Genomic DNA, 18,194 nt, shown 5'->3' with positions numbered 1-18,194 from the left:
TTTTTTTTATAAAGCAATCCGGCTAATCCTTTGCAATTTTTACCATCCGCTTTTTCATTATTTTATTTCATTTTTATTTTACCATTTGTCATTTTTAATAATCTAACCTTTCAGCCCCAACCTCTATCGGCATAAACACCGCCCATTTCACCCTAAGCCCTAACTCCTATAACCTAACCCCTACAGAACAAAATACATCAACTTGTGCGGACCAATTACCGGTACTTCATAAATATCACCCAGCACGTTAAAATTCAATTTCTCATAAAATCCACAAGCCTTTAAACGAGCATCACACCAAAGTAATTTTACGCCGCGCTTTTTTAATTCTTCAATGCCAAAAGCAATAATTGCCGCACCTGTTCCGCTACTTTGTATATCAGGATCTGTAGCCATTGCACGCAACCGATATTGATTTTTCTCTTCAAATTTCTGATTGATATCAATCAGAAAGGAAGAGGTGCCAACTACTTTTCCATTCATCACCGCACCAACATGAAAAGTTCCGTCTTGAGTGTCTGTAGGTAAAGAACAATTTTCAATGGTTTCTTTATGCGGCCAAAGCACTTTCAAACGCAATGCACGAATGTCTTTTGGATCAAGTAATTTTATTTCAATTTCTTTGTTCATTAAAGCACTTCAATAACGCCGGCAGCTCCTTGTCCGGTTCCAACGCACATGGTAACTACTCCGTATTTTTTATTTCGTTTTTTCAATTCGTTAATAATTTGCACAGATAATTTTCCGCCGGTACAACCCAGTGGATGACCTAATGCAATGGCTCCTCCGTTCACATTGACAATTTCAGGATTAATTCCTGTTTCACGAATCACGGCCAAAGATTGAGAAGCAAAAGCCTCGTTCAGTTCAAACAGATCAATATCATTCAATTTTAATCCGGCCATTTTTACTGCGCCAGGTATAGCATCAACCGGACCGATTCCCATGATGCGCGGTTCTACTCCAACTACTTTGTATGAAAGTAATTTTGCAATGGGTTGTAGATTTAATTCTTTCACCATTTCTTCAGACATCATCATTAAAAAAGCGGCGCCATCAGACATTTGTGATGAGTTTCCGGCTGTCACTGATCCTTTGGTATCAAAAACAGGTTTTAACGATGAGAGCGCTTCAATTGTTGTTTCTTTTCTTGGGCCTTCGTCCTGAGAAATGACATTAATTTTTTCTTGACGTTTTCCGTTTGCATCAAGATAAACTTCATTCACATTGATAGGTACAATATCATCATTAAATCTACCTTCAGCTTGCGCTTTGAGTGCTTTCAAGTGTGATTGCAAAGCAAACTGATCTTGATCTTCACGCGACACTTTATATTGTGCGGCAACGGCTTCAGCTGTTGTTCCCATTCCCCAATACCAATCAGGATGTGTTTTTGAAATTTTTGGATTTGGTACTACACGCCATCCTCCCATCTCAATTGCAGACATGGATTCTGTTCCTCCGGCAATGACACAACTTGCCATTCCGGTTTCAATTTTTGCTTTGGCAATGGCAAGAGTTTCTAGTCCTGATGAACAGTATCTATTTACGGTCATGCCCGGTACTTTGTCTGTATCCAATCCCATGAGAGAAATTAATCTTCCCACATTTAAGCCTTGTTCAGCTTCAGGCATGGCATTACCTACAATGATATCATCAATTCTGTTTTTGTCTAGATTTGGAATTTGTGAAACAAGATGTTTAATCACGTCTGCTGCCAAATCATCAGGACGGGCAAATCTGAATCCTCCTTTTTTTGCCTTGCCAACCGCGGTGCGATATCCTTTTACTATGTATGCTGTTTTCATAAATAATGTTTGTTGGGGTGATTCCGTGCGCTTTGAATATTCTCGCCGGACTTAAACTTAATTCCGTAAAATTTTTCCTTTTGTTACAATAGATTGAATGCGCTCTAAAGTTTTTTTCTTGGTACATAAATCTAAAAACGCCTTGCGCTCCAAATCAAGTAAATATTGTTCATCTACTTCAGACACTTCAGACAAATCACCTCCGGCAAGCACGAATCCAAGTTTTTCAGAAATGTATTGATCATGTTCTGATATGTAATTTCCTTCGCGCATGGTGTTGGCGCCAACATAAACAATTCCCAATCCTTCTTGCCCAAGAACAGAAATATTTTTTGGTTTCATTGGTTGTGTATATCCTGCGTTATAAAGAGCAAGGCAGGCCTCTTTTGCTCTTGTTAATTGGTAATCACGATCAACAACTATTTCATCAATTCCACGTCTCAGATACCCCAGTTCAAAAGCTTCTTCAGCAGAGGTAGAAACTTTGGCTTGTCCAATTGTAAGGAAACTATCTCTGAATCTATTGATGCGCACATCACCCGGCTTAAAGCTTTCTGAAAGTCGTTTTGCAAATTCTTTAGTTCCGCCACCACCAGGAATCAGCCCAACACCAAATTCAACCAGTCCCATGTACAATTCAGCATGTGCAATTACTTTATCAGCATGCATTGACATTTCACAACCACCACCTAAGGCCATATTGTGCGGTGCAACAATTACCGGACATGACGAATAACGCACGCGCATCATGGTATCTTGAAATTGTTTGATGGCAAAATTCAACTCATCATATTCCTGATCTGCAGCCATCATAAAAATTAATCCAACGTTTGCGCCCGCTGAAAAATTTTGTCCGGTATTTGAAATTATCAGTCCTTTATATTCTGTTTCAGCAAGATCAATTCCTTTATTGATACCTTGCAATACTCCACCGCCAATGGTATTCATTTTGGTATGGAATTCAAGATTCAAAATGCCATCACCCAAGTCTATCAAATGACAATCCGCATTTTTCCAAACTGTTTTAGTATCACGTAAATTATCAATGAAAACCAGTCCTTCAGTCCCCGGAATTATTTTGTAGCTTGCGCTGGCAATATCGTAGAATAGTCTCTTTCCATTTTCAATTTTGAAGAAAGATTTGTTTCCGGCCTCTATCATTTTTAACACCCATGATGCAGGATTTTTTCCATGTTCCTTCATCATGGCAACACCTTTTTCAATCCCAACAATATCCCATGTTTCAAACGGGCCTAATTCCCACCCAAAGCCGGCTTTTAATGCATCATCAATTTTATAGAGTTCATCTGTAATTTCAGGTAAACGATAAGAAACGTAAGAGAATAAACCTGAGAATATTTTTCTGAAAAACTGCCCGGCTTTGTCAGGTGCGCCCAACAACATTTTTGTGCGCGTTGCCAAATCATCCACTGATTTTGTTTGGGCAAGAATTGGAAAATCTGCTTTCTTTTTTGATTCGTATTCCAATGTTTTAAGATTGAGTGAGAGTATTTCACTCTCTGCACCTTTACTCACCTTCTTATAAAAACCTTGTTTTGTTTTTGATCCCAGCCATTTATTTTCAACCATCTTACTTACATAAGAAGGTAGAATAAAACTTGCTTTTTCTTCATCATTTGGACAATTGGCGGCAAGACCATTTGCGACATGCACCAGCGTGTCAAGACCAACAACATCGCATGTTCTGAACGTTGCTGATTTTGGTCTGCCAAGTACAGGGCCGGTTAATTTGTCAACCTCATCAATGGTCAATCCCATCTCTTCTACTACATGAAAAAGAGACATGATAGAATATACCCCAACACGGTTTGCAATAAAAGCCGGCGTGTCTTTACATAACACTGTTTTTTTACCCAAGAAACGCGCGCCATAATGCATCAGAAATTCAATTATGGCCTGATCAGTTTTTGGTGTAGGAATTATTTCAAGCAAACGTAAATATCTTGGAGGGTTAAAAAAGTGTGTTCCGCAAAAGTGTTTCTGAAAATCTTCAGTTCTTCCATCCAACATCATGTGAATAGGAATACCAGATGTATTTGACGACACCAAGGTTCCGGGCTTTCTGAATTTGTCAACTTTTTCAAGAATAATTTTTTTAATATCTAATCGCTCAACAACAACTTCAATTACCCAGTCATACTGATTAATTTTTTGAAAATCGTCATCAAAATTTCCGGTTGAAATTCTTTTTGCAAAAGAGAAATTATACAACGGTGAAGGTTTTGACTTGATGCAAGCCGACAGTGAATCATTCACAATTCTATTTCTAACTTGCGCTTTTTCAAGAGTAAGACCGGCGGCCTTTTCTTTCTCATTAGGTTCTTTTGGCACCATGTCTAGCAACAGAACTTCACATCCGATATTAGCAAAGTGACAAGCAATAGCTGAACCCATTACACCGGATCCAAGTACCGCAACCTTTTTAATTTTTCTGTTCATTTTTGATTCTCTTTATTTTCTACTAATAATTCGTTCAATAATTCATCAATACGAGTGCTTACTTCAAAAAACGCTGCTACCTTACTTTTCGGCAACATATCATAAAGTTTCTGATTGAATTCAAGTACAACTTCTCTTGCAATCTTTCTTTTTTCTAAACCCTTCTCTGTCAAAAACACGAGTGATTTTCGTTTATCTACTTTATCAGGTTCACGATAAATTAAACCACGATCTTCCATACTTTTTAATGTGCGTGACAAACTGGTTGGTTCCATTCCCATTTTCGGACCCAATGATGTACTTGGCGTTCCTTCTTTTTCAACATTAATAAGAATGAATCCCCATGAAAAGGTCATCTTATATTTTGCCGCAACCTGATTGTAATATCTGGATATTTTAAACCAGTTATTGCGCACATAAAATTCAAAAAGTTGCTCCCTATTCATATCATCAGATTCTGAGTAAAGTTAAATATATTTTTTATTATGCACGCATAGTTATAAAAATTTATTCCTCTTTTTTAGTTTACTTAGCAAAATCAACAATAATCAGCGATTATGAGAATAAGTTTAATACTACTGCTAATAATTAGTCACGCCATCTATGCGCAGATGCCTGATTTAAAGGAAATCATGCGAGGGAATGACTTTATTGGACAGCAACCATTCAATCCTATTTGGTCACCAGACGGTCAAACGATTTACTTCAGATGGCAAAGAGAAAATAATCAGCAACCGTGGTATTATCAATTTAATTTAAAAGAGCAGGAAATAAAAAAACTAAGCGCAGATCAAACCCTACATTTACCGGTTGATGGATTTACGTCATTCAAAAATCAGACCACGGTATACTTTCAAAAAGACCATCAACTTTTTAAATTACAAGGAAAAGAACTGAAATTAATTCTGTCAATTTTTGAAAATTATTACATCACCCAATTAATATCTGCGAGTAAAGTAATTATCAGACAAAATAATCAACTTTATTTGATTGATACAGAATTGGGGCAATGGACCCAGCTGACCAATTTTGTTAGCGGTAATGCTCCTTCTGCTAAAGTTGAAGAAAGCTTTCTGCTATCACAACAAGAAGAAATTTTTGAAGTGATACGCAGGAAAAATGAAGAGCAGGAAAATAGAAAAAAATTCTCTGATGACCACAGTATCACAAAGCCCAAACCAGTTTATCTGGAAGGAAAATATCCAAGCTTTATGCTTCTGAATAATCTACAATCTCATCTTGTTTATTCATTGGATCAATATCCTGAAGACGCTCCAACACACATTGAAAATTACCTAACTGAAGACGGCTACTCCCAATCAATCACAGCGCGCCCAAAAGTTGGTTCTCAAAATCCAACCCATGAAATTTATCTGTTGAACACGCACACTGATTCTTGCTACAAGATTGACTTCTCACAACTCACCGGCGCGCACAGCCGACCTGAATTTTTGAAATACTATGAGCAAGAAAATTTTAAAGCAGAATCTGAAAAAGCGAAAGATATGATTATACATCCGCATGGATTTAATGACGCGGGTGATAAATTTTTATTTGAAATAAAATCGTACGATAATAAAGACAGGTGGATTGCTGTTATGGATACAACAAGTGGTCTAATTACTGAGATTGATCATCAGCACGATTCAACATGGATTGGTGGTCCTGGTATTTCTGGATGGAAAGGTGAAGCCGGAAATGTTGGATGGATTAATAATTCAAAAATCTATTTTCAGTCTGAAGCAACAGGATACTCTCATATCTACATTGCAGAACAAATTACTAATACAACATCACAATGGAGCACAAAACAACTAACAAAAGGCAACTATGAAATTCACGATGCCAAATTGTCTTCAGATAAATCAAAATTTTATATCACGGCAAATAAAAATCATCCGGGCAACAGAGAATTTTACCTACTGGAAATTGCCACAGAAAAAATGATACCTGTTCTCACACAAGATGGTTATCACGAAGTAACAATTTCACCGGATGAAAAATGGCTAGCCATCCGATATTCGTACAAAAACAAACCATGGGAACTGTATTACGCTCCGCTGACAGAGAACACGGTGATGAAACAAATTACTCATTCAACTACTCAAGAATTCAATGCTATTTCGTGGATTGACCCTGAAGTGATAAACTTTAAAGCAAAAGATAACACCACAGTTTATGCACGTGTCTACCAGCCTGAAAAAGATAAAAAAAATAATGCCGCAGTAATGTTTGTACATGGAGCCGGTTACCTTCAGAATGCACACAATTATTGGAGTCACTATCATCGTGAATACATGTTTCATCATCTATTAACTCAACTGGGTTACACTGTTATTGATATTGATTACAGAGCAAGTGAAGGATATGGTTCAAAATTCAGAACTGATATTTACCGACACATGGGGGGCAAAGATCTTTCTGATTATATTGATGGTAGAGAACTTTTAATCCGTGAATATGGAATTGACTCAAACAGGGTTGGTATTTATGGTGGTTCGTATGGTGGTTTTATTACCTTAATGGCTTTGCTCACTGAACCGGGAAAATTCAAATGTGGTGCAGCATTGCGGTCAGTTACAGATTGGGCTCACTATAATCATGACTACACGTCAAATATTTTAAACACACCTGAAACAGATCCGGAGGCATTCAGAAAAAGTTCGCCAATTTATTTTGCTGAGAATTTGGAAGATCGCTTAATCATGTTGCATGGAATAATAGATGACAATGTACACTATCAAGATGTTGTCCGTCTCAGTCAACGATTCATTGAACTAGGTAAAACAAATTGGGATCTCATAGGTTATCCGGTTGAAGCGCATGCCTTTATTGAAGCATCAAGCTGGCATGATGAGTACCGCAGAATTTTTGAAGTGTTTGAACAAGAAATTGGTGGATCAAAATAAAAAAAGCGGACTTGTTTGCTCCGCTCTTTTTTTAATTAGTTTTTCACTATTCTTTTGGTAACAACTGAATCATCTTTGACAAGTTGAATCAAGTACACGCCGTCAGAAAGATCACTTAAATCTATTTCAGAATTTCCTGCCGCTATATTTGTCTGTACCATAATTACTGTTCCATCCAAAGCCACCAGCATCATATAATCTGCACCATTTTCAAGTACCATATTCACAATGGCTGATGTTGGATTTGGATACAAGTGAACATCAAAAGCCTGTTCCATTTCTTGAACACCCACATCATAAATAATAATCACGTTAGAAGGTTCAGAAAAAGATGAACATCCGTTAGCATCAGTATAAAGAACGGTGTATCCTCCATTTTGTCCCACGGTGACATAATTCACCGTATCATTTATTTCACCAACAATTGGGTTTCCATTTACATACCATTGATTTCCGTCAGGATAATTTGAGAAAATGAAAACACTGTCAATAGCAATAACCGGTGGCGTTGGTAAAGGATTCACCGTAACAAGCACGCTGTCTGAATTTGAGCATCCGTTAGCATCTGTTCCTGTCAGATAATACCAAGTTGACGTTGAAGGTTCTGCCCATGGATCTGCAATGATAAAATCTGATAAAGTCAAATCAAATGTCCACACGTAGATGGTGGCACCTGTTCCGTTCAACTGTGTACTATCACCAATACATATTGCAACATCAGATCCTGCACTAACCGTTGGCAGTGGGTTTATAGTTACAGTAACCTGAGCTGAATTTTCACAACCGTTTGCATCTTCTCCGGTTACAAAATAAGTTGTTGGTCCGGTAGGTGAAGCAATTGGATTTGCAATATTGGTTGCTGACAAAGATGCATTTGGAGACCATGTATAATCAACTGCACCCGTAGCAAGTAATTGAATGCTTCCATCAACACAAACAGAGGTATCAGCACCTGCTGAAACATTCGGGAGTGTGTTCACATTTACCACCACTTGATCAGTATTTGAACACCCATTAATATCCGTTCCTTCAACGGTGTATGTTGTAGTGACTAACGGCGAGGCAAAAGGATTTGAAATAGTTTCACTTGACAAAGTTGGATCAGAATTCCATACATAAGAAATTCCTCCTGTGGCAAAAATCTGAACGTTATCACCTTCACAAATTGTTTTATCCACTCCCGCACTTATGCCGGGTAAATTTATGGTTGAGATAGTTACAGAATCAATATTGGAACAACCGTTTCCATCTGTTCCGGTCACGAAATATTCTGTTTGCGTTGTTGGTGTTGCCAGAGGATTTGGAATATCAAGTTGTGAAAGTGTTGGATGACTTGCCCACAAATAAGTACTTGCACCGGTAGCATTCATTGGCCAAGAATCTCCCAAACACACCTGACCATCAGGCCCTGCATTTACTGAAGGAAGTGTAAATAATGATGCAGCTACAGTGTCCTTATCTTGACAACCATTTCCATCGGTTCCGGTAACGATATAGTTTGTGCCCCCCGTTGGTGTAGCCGTTGGGTTGGGAATATTTAATTGAGAAAGAGTTACGTCAACATTCCATAAATATGAAACTGCCCCGGTCGCGTTTAATGGATATCCTTCGCCCGGACAAACACTAAAATCAGCACCGGCATCAACTGTGGGTAGAGCATAAATGCCAACCACGGCATTAGCTGAGTTCTGACACCCATTGCCATCTGTAATTGTCACCGTGTAGGTTCCAGCTGTTGCTACCGTAATTGCATTAGATGTTTCAGTTGTACTCCAGAGGTAAGACGAATAGGTGTCAGTTGACAAAACTACATCACCACCAATACAAAAACTCAAGGGTCCATCAGCATAAATTACAGGAGTTGGAATTGCATTTACCACCACAACCACTGTGTCATAATCAATACAACCAGATGCGCTTTCACTGCTAACCAAATAAGTTGTCGTAACATTTGGATCAACTGTAACCGTAGCACAACTGGTACAACTTAAACTGGTCATGTCACCGGAAAAAACTGACCAAGTGATATTGATTCCACCACTTGCCGTGAGGTCAACTGTCTGACCGTTACAAATTGCTTCATCAGCCCCGCCAACAGTTTCAAGCTGACAATATTTTATGGTACTATAATCTAAATTAGTTGAGGGGCCTCCGTGTGATTTTCCTGTGACAAATATATTCTCAATAGGATCTAATTTCATTCTCACTGCCTGATCAGATAATGAAGATGGTCCGTCAAAACTTGTTTCCCATTGCAGATTTCCGCTGAGATCATATTTAAGCGTTGTATAATCATTGTTATTACCCGTAAGATAACTGTACCCGGTAACATATAAATTACCGCTGCCACCCACTGAAATATCTGTGGCTTCATCAAACTCAAGTCCGGGACTTGAATAAGTTTGTGACCAAAGAAGAGTTCCACTGCTATTATAAGCGCGCGTAACATAATCTTCACTGGTTGCAACTGATTTACTTCTTCCCGTTACATAAATATTATTGGTTCCTAAATCAATATCCAAGGCATTGATGCGGTCAAGTGATTCGGCGTCTCCTCCATACATCTGAAGCCACTGAAATGTTCCACTATTATTGAATTTCATTAGCAGATAATCTTCTTCTTCAATAACTGTAGAAAACCCTTGCCCACCAACAATGATATTACCTGATCCATCCAATTTCATGGTGTGAGGTGTATCCAATTTTCCATAGCCGGAATCTTGAGTAACATTCACAATTGGTGCACCTCCGGCAGGATTAAACTTAAGTATTAAAAAATCAAAGTAGGTTGTTGCTGTTGAATTTTCTCTATGACCGGCGACATAAATAACTCCGGCCGCATCAGTGACTACCACTTTTGCCATGTCATTCAGCGTTCCACCTCCGGTTTGTGTCCATTGAAAAACTCCGGCAGAATTGTATTTATGTACAACCCAGTTTACATCAGAACTACTCACTGATTGTGAACCTACCACAATGACATTATTTGAAGCGTCTACCGTAACATCTTCTCCACTATCATAAAGTGTTGACCCACTATTAATCACTGACCAATCAATTGCACCTGTTGTGCCATCGTATTTAATGATGCATAGATCATAATCACTTCCGCTAACATAGCGAGATCCTGTAACAATGACATCATTATTACCGTCAAGCACAATGGCATTTGCCTCGTCAATTCCTGTTCCGCCATAAGATGTTTGCCAAAGCTCGTTTCCATCTGAATCATATTTAACGGTGACTATATCATAGCTTGTTCCGTTGTATGAAGTACCGGTAACGTAGGTATTCCCACTGGCATCCAATGCAAGATCAACAGCGTTATCAATAAAATTTCCGGTTGAATGGTTGTATCTTGCTTCCCATTGCACATTGATTTGAGCAATAGAATTAACAGATAGAAGAACCGCAATAAAAAGCAATGCGTAGATTCTCATCATAAGTAGTTTTTTTTCAATCAAACAGCTAAGATAGCTAATTTTCGGTTGAAGCCAAGGATTAATCAGATAAAATACAATCTAAAACAGACCAATTGCCTTATTTTTTAGATTACCCGTCTAAAACTTGCTTTGTTACTAGTTTATTAATAATTTCGCTGGTTGAACTCTATGAAAACTGAGTGAAGATGAAAAAACTTCTACTGCTTCTGGCGCTCATTGCGTCTATAAAATCTTTTGGTACACACATCATCGGAGGAGAGATCCTATACCAGCATTTAGGTGGATCAAGTTATTTACTTACCTGTAAACTTTATCGTGATTGTTGTCCAAGTTGCTTCGATTTCCCTGCAACTGTTCAGATCAATGTGCGATATGGAAACGGTGGTACACCAACTCCGGGCTTGTACAGCTTGCCAATGCAAGGTAGAACTGTCTTAGATCCGCCAATTGATACTTGTGCTTTTGATCCCGGAATTTGTGTTGAAGAAGCTATTTTTTCAAGTGTGGTTTCGTTACCGCCTGGAACAGGTGGCTATCATCTTTGGATGAGTGCTATTGCAGGCGGTGCTTTTCCAACGGGTCTTTGTTGCCGGAATAATTCAATTGACAACATAAGCGCCCCGGGTTCTGCCAGAGAAACATTTTATGCATATGTGCCTGACAACAATCTTTGGCTTACCAACTCGAGTCCGGTTATTTCAAACTTCCCTCCTGTATTCGTATGCCAAGGTTATGATATAAATTTAGATTTCTCTGCAACTGATTCAGACGGAGATTCACTAGTGTATTCTTTTTATACGCCTTACAATGACTTAACGGGTATCAATGCACTTGGTACACCTCCTGACAACGTTACTTTTAACACTGTTACTTGGCTTGCCGGATATAGTGCAACCGATCCTCTTGATCCAACAGCAGGTTCATTGCCAGGACTTACCATTAATTCAAACGGTATTATTAGCGGTATCCCTCCTATACAAGGTCAGTTTGTTGTTGGGGTCATGATTGAAGAGTATCGTGATGGAATAAAAATTGGAAAAATTACGCGTGACTTTCAGTTCAATGTACTCAACTGTCCTCCTCCTCAGGATGCCGGTATTGGAGCAGTTGATGGCTGTTCAGGCACCAATATCCAGTTTATCAATAATAGTGGCGCCGGAGCTAACGGTTTTTGGTGGGATTTTGGAACCGGAAATCCTGCAGACACGAGTATAGTTTTTGAACCAACATTTAACTATGGTGCGATGGGTACATATCCAATAACGCTCATGGCACAAAAAGGAACACTATGCGCTGATACAGCTTACTACACGTTAGTGATATCTGGTTTGACCGGAGATTTTTCTCATCCTGATACTGTGTGTATCGGAGAATCTACTGCATTTCAAGATCTTTCTATTCCAGCTTTTAATGGAACATTGAATGCATGGGAATGGGATTTTGGTGATGGACAATCTTCTACTTTACAAAACCCAAATCATGCCTATTCATCCTCAGGAAACCAAACTGTTCAGTTGATAGTGCACACTGACGTTGGTTGCTCAGACACCATCACCAAACAATTGTATGTCAAAGTACCTCCTCAGGCAGCAATAACAGCAATGCCCGGTTGTAACGGTCCAAATGTGACCTTCAACAATAATAGTGATCCTCTGGCAAATGGTTTTTGGTGGGATTTCGGAACCAGTTTTCCTGATGATACCAGCAATGTTGCAGATCCTACTTTTGACTATTCAGGTTATGGATATGGATCTTACACTGTTACACTTATTGCTCAGAAAGGCACAACCTGTGCTGACACAACCACCTATAATTTACTCATATCAAATGTCACAGCTGATTTTGCAGATTTAGACACAACCTGCACAAATGTCTTGATAAATTATTCTGACATGTCATCTAATGTCAACGGTACGATCACTCAATGGGAGTGGAATTTTGGCGATATGTCAACTACCACCTTACAAAATCCAACACACGGATATTCTGTTTCAGGAGACTACAATGTGCAATTGATTGTTACAAGTTCATTAGGTTGTAAAGACACAATTGTAAAACTTATTCATGTGGACGATGCACCACAGGCAATCATTGGAACAACTGATTTCTGCTCAGGCTCAACGATAAATTTCGTGAATAATAGTGACCCTGGCGCCAATGGTTTCTGGTGGGATTTTGGAACGGGTGATCCGGGTGACACCAGTATAGTTTCAAACCCGTCTTTCACCTATCCATCTTTCGGAAATTATACGATTACTTTAATTGCTCAAAAGGGCACTGACTGTGAAACATCAACTACTTCACCAATAACAATTTCTGATTTGATTCCTGACTTTGATTTACCGGCAGGAACTTGCGTTGGAACAGATGTTGCCTTTGTGGATCAATCTTCAACTTCGGCCGGAACATCCATTACAGGTTATGAATGGGATTTTGGTGATGCATCAACAAGTACTGCGCAGAATCCTAATCACACTTATTCTGCAGGTGGAACCATGCCGGTGCAACTTGTTGTTACAAATAATGCAGGATGTTCAGACACCATAGTTCAAAATCTAAACATTCAATCTTTGCCTATTGTTAATGCCGGATTAGACACCGCAATGTGTGTTTCAAATCCAGGATTGGACATGAACGGTATTGTTATTGGTGCAACCGGTGGGGTGTGGACACCTAATGGAGGAGTATTTGTTCCTTCTGCAACCAACTTAAATGCAACTTACTTTCCGTCATTAGCTGAGTTAAACAACGGATTTACTCAACTCGTACTTACTTCAACAGGAAATGGAAATTGTCCTGCTCAAACGGACACCATCAATATTCAATATTTGGATACGCCTGAAATCAATACGGGAGGTAATATTGATGTTTGTGAAGATTCACTCTACGTAATATTGAATGCAAGTGTTCAATTTGCAGCTAATGTAATTTGGACAACAAACGGAGCAGGTTCATTTGATGATCCTTCTTCTCTGAACGCTACTTATACATTTGACCCGACTGATGTTTCTTCCGGACAAATTACATTGTACATTGAAACGTTCAATTTTTCAGGTTGCCCGGATGATCAAGATTCTCTCTATATCACGTTTCACCAACCACCAACAATGAATTTGGTTTACGATGACACGATTTGCGCCGGATTCCCACTTCAACTTGAATCTAACTCATCAACCGGAAATGGCTGGTGGCAAACAACCGGCGATGGAAACTTTACTCCGGATGATTCATCAGCCTTGACATTCTATAATCACGGCACAACAGATGAATCTAACGGTACGGTACAGATTTATTTTCAGACTATAGATAATGGCGGCTGCAATGCATTATATGACACGCTTGACCTTGTTATTGTTCCTTCCCCTACTCCAGATTTTACCTTTGTAGAAGGGTGTTACGGAACCACCATTCCATTCACAAATACCTCAACCAGTGTTGATCCAATTGTTGGATATGAATGGACATTTGAGACCGGTCTAACATCAACTCAAACTGACCCAACTCATACTTTTACTAGTCCAGGAATTCACCCTGTACAACTCATAGTGACATCAGCCAACGGATGTGAAGACACGCTGATTCTGCCTGTCACTTCTCATTTCATTCCTGTTGCTGCGTTTGATTTACCTGCACCATGCTTGCCAGGTGGCACTTATTTTTATGATGCTTCTTCAGTAACCGGAGATACCATTGCAACATGGGCATGGAATTTTGGTGATGGAGGTACTTCTACAGATGTTAACCCTGTTCACCAATATGGCTCATCTCAGGTTTATAATGTTACACTTTCGGTAACCAGCGGATTTGGTTGCAGCAATGATACCGTGGTAAGTGTAAATATTTTACCAGGCCCTGATGCCGCATTCACAGCTAACCCACCAAGCGGAAATTTATTGGTTGATATACAATTTACTGATGAATCAAATCCAAATGGCGCACCTTTAGAATTCTGGGATTGGAGTTTTGGTGATGGCGATACTTCTGACCAACAAAATCCAGCTCACCCGTATCAAAACGAAGGACAGTATGATGTTATGCTCATTGTGACAGATACTGCAGGTTGTGTAGACACGGCAATAGTTGTTGTACCAATTTATCACGGGCCACAAGTGCCTTCAGCTTTTTCACCAAACGGTGATAATAATAATGACTGGCTAATGATATTGGGAGGTAATTTCAAAGAAGTGAACTTTAAAATTTATAATAATTGGGGGCAAGTAATATTTGAGACCAATGATCCTACCTCACTGGGTTGGGATGGCAAATACAATGGCGTTGACCAACCGGTTGGTGTTTATGTTTACGTGGCTGTCGTCAAAACTTATGACGATGAAGAACACAGTTTATCAGGAGATGTTTCACTTATAAGATAAGGCAGAAATCATGAAAAAATTAGTTGTTATAATCACATTCGGATTTCTTGCATTTCAAATTTATGCTCAAGATTTCCATCTCTCACAATATGATGCGGCTGCCTTGAATGCAAATCCGGGAATGACTGGAGTGTTCAAAGGAGAGTATCGCATTCACGGGCATTACCGCAATCAATGGATGGCTGTTGCAACGAAACCGTTCACTACCGGACTAATAAGCTTTGATGTCAACAAAGGAAAATGGGGATACGGAGGTCAAATTGCAAATTTCAGAGCCGGCACAGGTGGATACAATGTTGTGAGCGTATTACCATCTGCAGCGTATAAAATTAGTTTTGGCGCACGCAAATTCAGTTTTATCAGTGTTGGTGTTCAGGTAGGTTTTTTTCAAAAATCAATTAATTCATCTGCTCTTACGTTTGCAAATCAATATGTAAAAACAGATGGCGCAGGAAACTTCAACACAGCATTGTCATCCAACGAAAATTTTTCGGGTAATGGCATTTTAAATTTAGATGTTACTGCCGGGGCAATGTATTACTATGCTGATCCAATGAGCATGATTAACCCTTTTGGGGGCATTACGGTTTACCATATCAATAATCCCAAAGAATCTTTTTTAGGCGCAAGCAACAATAAATTGCCTTTGCGCACTGAAGGTATCTTAGGTGCAAGATTTGTTGTTACTCCAACAATTTCTATCATGCCAAAAGTTTTTTTCCAATATCAAAAAGAAGCGATGGAGCTAACCTATGCAGCACAGGCACAATTTTATCTTCCAAACAAGGATTTATTTTTATTGGGTGGAGTCACCTACAGAAACAAGGATGCTGCAATTCTGGAGTTTGGAGCCAAGTATGCAAAATTCATTGGAAGAATAAGCTACGACATTAATACGTCAGATTTAAATAATGTATCACGCGGCAGAGGAGGAACTGAAATTTCACTTACATACATTTTCAGTACACCTAATCCAAATCCGGTTCCAACTTGTCCTAGATTATGATGAAGAGAATTATTTTATCAGCTATATCATTACTTGTGCTCACCACTAGTTCGGTAGCGCAAACTGATAATGAACTTATCAGAATGGGAGATGCGGCCATGGCAAATGGTCAATATTCAAACGCAGTTTATTATTACGCATTTGTCTTATACAAAGTGCAGCAGGGAGAAGAGGCACTGTATTATGCTTATGAAATTTCTCCTGCGTATAAAGAGCCTGAAAAAAATGAGGATGGTACCGTTAAGCCGCCTGAAAACCCTACTGCTAAACAAATTGAGTTAATTCATAAATTAGCTGATGCTTACCGTTTGGCAGATGATTACAAAAATGCAGAAATATGGTATGCGGCAGCAATGAAATACCCACTTGAACAATTTCCTTACGTTCAGTATTTCTATGGCGTTTCGCTGATGTACAACAGTAAATTTGGAGAGGCCATGACTGAGTTTGAAGGATTTCAGTCGTTAAATAATGATCCTGACAACCAATACTATCAACTATCCAATTCAAAAATTGCAAGTTGTCAATTTGCAATGAACCCCAACAACACAAAAGAGGGGATAACAATTACAAATCCCGGAGACGTAATTAATGGCGGCAGTACAAGTTTCGGATTACAATTTGTCTCTGACGAGTACATGATTTTTTCAAGCGCTCGCATTGAAGACAAACCAGATTCAATAGTATCAGAAAATGAGAATCCACTTGAGTTGTATATGTTAGACATCTACCTTGTCAAGCTCAATGAAGACGGATCATTTGGAGCAATTGAAAAATTTCCTTTCTCAATCAACTCATCAGAGTATCATGAAGCAAGTGCAGTAATTTCAGAAGACGGCAATGCGATTTTTTTCACACGCATGGATCCGGATAACCGAAATGAAACTAAAATTTATGCCAGCAGAAAATTCAATAACACGTGGCTAGCTCCATTTGCCTTGGACAACAACGTAAACATGGATGGGTTTAGATCAATGAACCCCTCGTTGTCATCTGATGGTAAAACATTGTTTTTTGCCACTAACCGTCCAGGCGGTGAAGGCGGCATGGATATCTGGATGACCACACTTGGACCAAATGGTGAGACAACTGAACCAGTGAACTTGGGTAATCAGGTGAACACGTTTGATGATGAAATCACTCCGTTTTACCATGATATTACCCAAACACTTTATTTTGCTTCGGGCGGACATATTGGATTTGGTGGACTTGATATTTACGCCACCAAATGGAATGAAGAAACTGAATGGTGGAGCGAATCAGTTAATGTTGGCGCTCCGGTTAATTCAAGTCGTGATGATAGTTATTATATTGTTGATGAACAACTCAGAATTGGTTATGTTTCATCAGATCGCGAAGCGTGCTCTGAATGTGATTCTATATATAACCTGAGCATACACTGCAATAAAATTTATCAGATTGAGCGCCCTGAGATGAAATTTTTTATCAGTGGGTATGTCTATGACGCAACTACCAATGAAATTATTCCGGGAGCGAAAATAGAATTCAAAGACGCCAATTATAAATGGGAGCATTTTGAAATTATAGCTGATGAAAACGGTTATTACCAGCATGAGCTTGTGCCCAATCTTGAATTATTCATGAGAGCATCTCAAACAGATTATTTTGCAGACAAGGCAGTAGTTTTTACTCTTGGTGAAACAGAATCAAGAAATTATCAGCAAGACTTTTATCTTGAAAAGATTCCTAAAGGTGAGATTACTATTGAAGGAATAGAATACGACTTTGACAGTGCCAACCTGCGACCAGAATCTGAAAAAATTCTTGATAACCTCATTGAGTTTCTTGAATTAAACAGTAACCTGACTATTGAAATAAGATCACATACAGACATGCGTGGAAATGACGATTACAATCTCAGGCTTTCTGAAAGACGAGCCCAAAGTGTAGTTGATTATTTAGTTGACCACGGTATACCAAGAGAAAGATTAATGCCTAAGGGTTATGGAGAAACAATGCCGGCAGAAGTACCGGGACCAGACGGGACAATCGTAACATTGACACCGGCTTACATTGAAGCATTGCCTGATGAAAACTCAAGAGAGACTGCCCACCAGCGCAACAGAAGAACTGCCTTCTTTGTCCTTGAACAAAATTAAGCGTACCATTTTTTTTTGAATAAACCTCAATCTTCAACCATTGAGGTTTTTTTTCGTCTTGAGATAAGTACTGGC

The 18,194-nt window shown here is 39.0% G+C and carries 9 protein-coding genes; 4 read left to right on the top strand and 5 right to left on the bottom strand.

Translation table 11 applies throughout. The features are described from left to right. Positions 1 to 180: 180 nt before the first annotated feature. From IPH66_03320 to IPH66_03305, 4 genes are read right to left on the bottom strand one after another with little or no spacing between them, the layout of a single operon-like run. Positions 181 to 630: a GNAT family N-acetyltransferase gene (locus IPH66_03320; protein ID MBK7128382.1), complete on the bottom strand. Its 450-nt coding sequence runs from the start codon at positions 628 to 630 to the stop codon at positions 181 to 183. Then, positions 630 to 1,808: an acetyl-CoA C-acyltransferase gene (locus IPH66_03315; GenBank protein ID MBK7128381.1), complete on the bottom strand. Its 1,179-nt coding sequence runs from the start codon at positions 1,806 to 1,808 to the stop codon at positions 630 to 632. The genes IPH66_03320 and IPH66_03315 overlap by 1 nt, the downstream gene beginning before the upstream one ends. Before the next feature lie 57 nt (positions 1,809 to 1,865). Next, positions 1,866 to 4,268, bottom strand: coding sequence for a 3-hydroxyacyl-CoA dehydrogenase (locus IPH66_03310; protein ID MBK7128380.1), 2,403 nt, complete (start codon positions 4,266 to 4,268; stop codon positions 1,866 to 1,868). After that, entirely contained in the window at positions 4,265 to 4,714 is a 450-nt protein-coding gene (locus IPH66_03305; GenBank protein ID MBK7128379.1) for a MarR family transcriptional regulator, read from the bottom strand. The genes IPH66_03310 and IPH66_03305 overlap by 4 nt, the downstream gene beginning before the upstream one ends. 111 nt (positions 4,715 to 4,825) lie before the next feature. Between IPH66_03305 and IPH66_03300 the strand changes: the two genes are divergently transcribed. Continuing rightward, positions 4,826 to 7,177: a prolyl oligopeptidase family serine peptidase gene (locus IPH66_03300; GenBank protein ID MBK7128378.1), complete on the top strand. Its 2,352-nt coding sequence runs from the start codon at positions 4,826 to 4,828 to the stop codon at positions 7,175 to 7,177. Positions 7,178 to 7,212: 35 nt separating this feature from the next. On the opposite strand, the gene IPH66_03295 is transcribed toward IPH66_03300, so the two are convergent. Further along, the gene (locus IPH66_03295; GenBank protein ID MBK7128377.1) at positions 7,213 to 10,620 is read right to left on the bottom strand and encodes a T9SS type A sorting domain-containing protein; all 3,408 of its coding nucleotides are present in this window, start codon (positions 10,618 to 10,620) and stop codon (positions 7,213 to 7,215) included. Between the two features lie 185 nt (positions 10,621 to 10,805). On the opposite strand from IPH66_03295, the gene IPH66_03290 reads away from it, so the two are divergent. Genes IPH66_03290 through IPH66_03280 form a run of 3 tightly spaced genes read left to right on the top strand, consistent with a single transcriptional unit; the run spans position 10,806 to position 18,119 of the window. Further along, complete coding sequence (locus IPH66_03290) at positions 10,806 to 14,993, top strand: PKD domain-containing protein (protein ID MBK7128376.1); 4,188 nt, start codon at positions 10,806 to 10,808, stop codon at positions 14,991 to 14,993. Positions 14,994 to 15,003: 10 nt separating this feature from the next. Then, on the top strand, positions 15,004 to 15,999 hold the full coding sequence (locus IPH66_03285; protein ID MBK7128375.1) for a PorP/SprF family type IX secretion system membrane protein: 996 nt from the start codon (positions 15,004 to 15,006) through the stop codon (positions 15,997 to 15,999). Next, positions 15,996 to 18,119: an OmpA family protein gene (locus IPH66_03280; GenBank protein ID MBK7128374.1), complete on the top strand. Its 2,124-nt coding sequence runs from the start codon at positions 15,996 to 15,998 to the stop codon at positions 18,117 to 18,119. Before IPH66_03285 ends, IPH66_03280 begins: the two co-directional genes overlap by 4 nt. Positions 18,120 to 18,194 lie beyond the last annotated feature (75 nt).

It is taken from the genome of Crocinitomicaceae bacterium (assembly GCA_016708105.1).
In the GTDB taxonomy this organism is placed as follows: domain Bacteria; phylum Bacteroidota; class Bacteroidia; order Flavobacteriales_D; family Crocinitomicaceae; genus JADJGJ01.
The sequence above is the reverse complement of the archived record's forward strand: the minus strand, read 5'-3'. Positions and strand labels throughout refer to the sequence as shown.

What these genes read in the sequence shown, in the direction of transcription:
- IPH66_03320 (MBK7128382.1), bottom strand. Translation starts at nt 630, where the DNA reads ATGAACAAAGAAATTGAAATAAAATTACTTGATCCAAAAGACATTCGT.
- IPH66_03315 (MBK7128381.1), bottom strand. Translation starts at nt 1,808, where the DNA reads ATGAAAACAGCATACATAGTAAAAGGATATCGCACCGCGGTTGGCAAG.
- IPH66_03310 (MBK7128380.1), bottom strand. Translation starts at nt 4,268, where the DNA reads ATGAACAGAAAAATTAAAAAGGTTGCGGTACTTGGATCCGGTGTAATG.
- IPH66_03305 (MBK7128379.1), bottom strand. Translation starts at nt 4,714, where the DNA reads ATGAATAGGGAGCAACTTTTTGAATTTTATGTGCGCAATAACTGGTTT.
- IPH66_03300 (MBK7128378.1), top strand. Translation starts at nt 4,826, where the DNA reads ATGAGAATAAGTTTAATACTACTGCTAATAATTAGTCACGCCATCTAT.
- IPH66_03295 (MBK7128377.1), bottom strand. Translation starts at nt 10,620, where the DNA reads ATGATGAGAATCTACGCATTGCTTTTTATTGCGGTTCTTCTATCTGTT.
- IPH66_03290 (MBK7128376.1), top strand. Translation starts at nt 10,806, where the DNA reads ATGAAAAAACTTCTACTGCTTCTGGCGCTCATTGCGTCTATAAAATCT.
- IPH66_03285 (MBK7128375.1), top strand. Translation starts at nt 15,004, where the DNA reads ATGAAAAAATTAGTTGTTATAATCACATTCGGATTTCTTGCATTTCAA.
- IPH66_03280 (MBK7128374.1), top strand. Translation starts at nt 15,996, where the DNA reads ATGATGAAGAGAATTATTTTATCAGCTATATCATTACTTGTGCTCACC.